The organism is Streptomyces sp. W16 (genome assembly GCF_033194735.1).
In the GTDB taxonomy this organism is placed as follows: Bacteria; Actinomycetota; Actinomycetes; order Streptomycetales; family Streptomycetaceae; genus Streptomyces.
The window spans coordinates 1-4250 of record NZ_JAWOAI010000699.1; the positions used below are offsets into that span (position 1 = coordinate 1).

Consider the following 4250-nt stretch of genomic DNA (forward strand, 5'->3'; position numbering starts at 1 on the left):
CGGCCCCGCCCGCGCGGCCGTCGTCGCCCACGACCGCGACAGCCTCACCACCGCACTCCGCGCCCTGGCCGCCGGCCACCCCCACCCACGCGTCAGCACCGGCGACCGGAACCGCCTCGGCCCCGGCCCGGTCTGGGTCTTCTCCGGCTACGGCACCCAGTGGGCCGCGATGGGCCGCCAACTCCTCGGCTGCGAGCCCGCGTTCGCCGCCGCGGTGGAGAAGCTGGAGCCGGTGCTCGCGGCAGGCTGCGGCATCTCCCTGTACGACCTGCTCGACGACTGCACGGACGACGACCTACGCCATGTGGAGATCGCCCAACCCCTCCTCTACGGCACCCAGTTGGCGCTCGCCGAACTCTGGCGCTCCTACGGTGTCGAACCCGCCGCCGTCATCGGACACTCCATGGGCGAGGTCGCGGCGGCCGTCGTCGCCGGGGCACTCGATCCCGCCGACGGCGCCCGCGTCATCGCCGTACGGTCCCGGCTGCTCGCCACGTTGCGCGGTGGGTCGATGGCCGTCGTGGACCTGACCGACGACGAACTCGGCGACCTGGAACGGGACTTCCCGGGTGTGTACCTCGCCGTGGACTCCTCGCCCGGGCAGAAGACCGTCACCGGCGAGGCACCCGCAGTCGCACGGTTCGTCGAACACCTCACCGCGCGGGGCCGAACGGCACGCGCCATGCCCGTCCGGGGCGCAGGACACTCGCCCCAGGTCGAACCACTGCTGCCCGAACTGACCAGCGCCCTCGGCGGGATCGGGGGCCGGACCGGCGGCACCGTCCGCGCCTACTCCACCGTCCACGACGACCCCGAGCACCCCTGCACCTTCGACGCCGGACACTGGGCGGAGAACCTGCGCCGCCCCGTCCGGCTCGCCCGTGCGCTGGCCGCCGCCGCGGCGGACGGGCACACCGCGTTCATCGAGATCTCCCCGCACCCCGTGCTCCTGCACGCCCTCACCGAGACCCTTCCCGACGCCCTCCACCTGCCGACCCTGCGCCGAGGCAACGACCCCGCCCTCACCTTCCGCCTCCAACTGGCCGCCCTGCACGCGGCAGGCCATCCCCTCCCGGCCGACCTCCTCCACACGCACGGCGAGGTCATCGACGTTCCCCTTCCGGCCTGGCGGCACACCCGCCACTGGTGGACGACCGAGCAGCCCCTCCCGGACGGCGGGCGCAGACTCCCCGAACTGCCTGATGTACCAGCCTCGTTGGCCATTGACGGCACCGTCACCGAACGGCTCATCCGTCATATCGCCGCCGTCGCAGGCCACTTGCCGGAGCGGATCACCCCCGACACCCCGCTCGCCGACCTCGGCCTCGACTCGCTCATGGCCGTCCGCCTGCGCGCGGCCGTGGAGCGCGAGTTCGGCGCCGCGCCCTCGACAGGTGACCTGATGCGGGCCGACACCGTCCAGGCCGCCGCCGACACGATCACCCGCGTCGCCCAACTCGACCGGATGCAAGGCCAGTTGGAGTCCCCGGTCGTCCCGGTCGTCCCCAGCCCGGCCGACCGGCGCATGCCGTACCCCCTGCGCGCGCTGCGCCCAGGCGGCGACCATCCGCCACTGATCCTGGCCCACGCCGCCGGCGGCACCCCGGACGTCTACCGGCCCCTCGCCGGGCTGCTGGCTCCAGGGGTTCCGGTGTACGGACTGGACCGAGTGGAGGAGGCGGACACCGTCGCCGCGAAGGCGCGGCTGTGCGCGGAGGCGATTCGTAAGGCGTGGCCCGACGGCGGCTACTGCATCGGCGGTTGGTCGTTCGGCGGTTTCGTGGCTCAGGAGACCGCCCGACTGCTGGCCGCCGAGTTCGCACCCCCGGACGCGGTGGTGCTCATCGACGCCGTACGCCCGCTGCCCCGCCCGCCCGGACGGACCGCATGGGAGGTGGCGCGGGAGCACTTCGAGGGATTCGCCGCGTACGCCTCCCGCACCTACGGTGCACAACTGGACCTGCCCTACGCCGAGTTGGCCGGGCTCGACGACCGGGCCCGCATCAACCTGGTACTGGAGACCCTGAACAACGTCGCCCACGTCCCGCCTGCCGCCCTGCGCCACCAGCGCGACTCCTACCTCGACCTGCGCACCGGCGAGGCGCACACCCCCCGTCCCTACGACGGCCGGGTGATCCTCTATCGCGCCACCGAACCCGCACCGCACACCGTGCGCGATCCGGCGTACGAGCGCACGGACGAGGCCCTCGGCTGGGACGAGCTGTGCCCGGACCTGGAGATCGTGCGCATCCCCGGTCACCACCTGTCGCTCCTCGACCCGCCGCACGCCCAGGCCATCGCCGACCACCTGAACCGGGTCCTCGGCTGAACACCCCGCTCCCCGACGCCACTTCACCAGGAGCCGCCCGCCATGTCCGACCACCCGTCCGTTCCCCGCCGCGGTCCGTCCCGTCGCACCGTCGCCAAGGCCGCCGTCCTCGGTGTCGCGGGCGTGCTCGCCGGCGCCGGGAGAGCCTCGGCCGCCGACATCACCGTCACCCAACTGGGTCCCCGCACCTACGACTTGGGCATCCCCTCCGCCGCACTGAGCCGCACCGCACCCGTACGGATCATCCTGCCGACCTCCTACGCCGCCTACCCCGGCCGCACTTGGCCGGTGCTCCACCTCCTGCACGGCGCGCACGACGACTACAACTCGTGGACCCGTGAGACCGACATCGAGGCGTTCACCGCGAACCGGGACCTGATCGTCGCCATGCCGGACGGCGGGCCCACCGGCATCCCCACCCGCTGGCGGACCGGCCTGGACTACGAGACCTTCCAGCTCCAGGAGGTCCCGGCGGTCCTGCGCACCGGATACCGGGCCTCCACCGTCCAGGCCGTCGCCGGCGTCTCGACCGGGGGATACGGCGCCATGGCGCACGCCGCCCGACACCCGGGAACGTTCGTGGCGGCGGCGTCGTACAGCGGAATCCCCGACACCACCGTGACGAACATGCCGACGATCATCCAGGGGATCGTAAGACGGGAGAATCTCGATCCCCTGACGCTGTGGGGCGATCCGACGACGGACGCCGCCACCTGGCAGGACTTCAACCCCCGGGTCCGCGCCGCCGCCTTGAGGGGTACCGCGCTCTACGTCTCCGTCGGCAGCGGCAGCCTCGACGGCGGAGTCGGCAGCATCCTCGCGCTGCTGCAGATCATCGTCAGCGGCACCGCGAATGTGCTGCCCGGAGTCCTGGAGAGCCTGGTCGCACCCTCCACACAGGCCTTCGTCACCGCACTCGGGCAACTGGGCATCCCGGCCACCCAGCATCTGTATCAGGGTGGCGGGCACCAATGGAGCGACTGGAAGCGGGAGTTCGCCACCTCGTGGCCGGTTCTCGCCGGTGCGCTCGGTCTGCCGACCTGACCCGTACGGATTTGTCGCGCACGGACAAAATCAAAGCTCCGCCTTGTAATCCACGGACAGTCCGACAGGGTCCTGAGGGAGATATCGTCAGCGTCCGGACCGCCTTGACCGAGCGGTTAGGAGCAAGCCGTATGGACCCGTTCGCCGTCGTCCCTCATCGACTGGCAGACTTTTTACGCCCCCATCTCGACGACATAGCCGCGGAGGTGGCGCGCGAGGTACAGCTTCAGGTACCCGAGTACGCGAGACCGGCCAACGACGCCTACGTGCGGACGATAAGAGCCGGCGTCAGGCAGGCCCTGACCCTGTTCGTGGACCGCATCGCCGACACCGGCCGCGAGGGGGGACACGTCGTCCACACCTACCAGGCGATCGGGCGGGGCGAAGTCGGCGAAGGGCGTGGCCTCGAAGTGCTCCAGGCCGCGCTCCGGCTCGGCGGGCGGGCCGCCTGGCGGCGCATGATGAAGGCCGCCGAAGAACTCGAACTGGACTCCAGTGAGGTGGCCGCGCTGGCGGACGCGGGCTTCACCCACATGCACGAGATCATGCAGGCGGCCACCGAGGGCCACACCGAGGCGCAGTTACGCATCTCGGGCGAGTTACAACGGCGCCGTATGCGCCTGCTGGACCTGCTGTTCGCCGATCCGCCGGCCTCCCCGGAGGTGGTCGCCGAACTCGCCCGCACCGCGCGCTGGCCCCTGCCGCAGCGGGTCGCCGTCATCGCGGTGGGCGGCACCGAGCAGCAGCAGGGTGACGAACTCCTGTTACCCACCGCGGTGTTGGCCGACATGACCGCCCGCCCGGCACGTCTGGTCATCCCGGACCCGGACGTGCCCGGCTCCTCGCGCGCACACGCGCTCGCCTCGGCGCTGCGCGG

Annotated in this window: 2 protein-coding genes and 1 pseudogene; all 3 read left to right on the forward strand. The window is 72.0% G+C overall.

The window, feature by feature from the left end; all coding sequences use genetic code 11:
* Positions 1-2329, forward strand: a 2329-nt coding sequence (locus tag R6V09_RS47390; RefSeq protein ID WP_317887655.1) for an acyltransferase domain-containing protein, incomplete at its 5' end; no start/stop codon positions are given.
* A gap of 42 nt (positions 2330-2371) precedes the next feature.
* On the forward strand, positions 2372-3373 hold the full coding sequence (locus tag R6V09_RS47395; protein ID WP_317887656.1) for an alpha/beta hydrolase: 1002 nt from the start codon (positions 2372-2374) through the stop codon (positions 3371-3373).
* Between the two features lie 131 nt (positions 3374-3504).
* A pseudogene (locus R6V09_RS47400) lies at positions 3505-4250 on the forward strand (PucR family transcriptional regulator); the annotation flags it as partial.

Bases quoted from the DNA above. Each gene is read 5' to 3' on its own strand.
- R6V09_RS47395 (WP_317887656.1), top strand. From the start codon at position 2,372: ATGTCCGACCACCCGTCCGTTCCCCGCCGCGGTCCGTCCCGTCGCACC.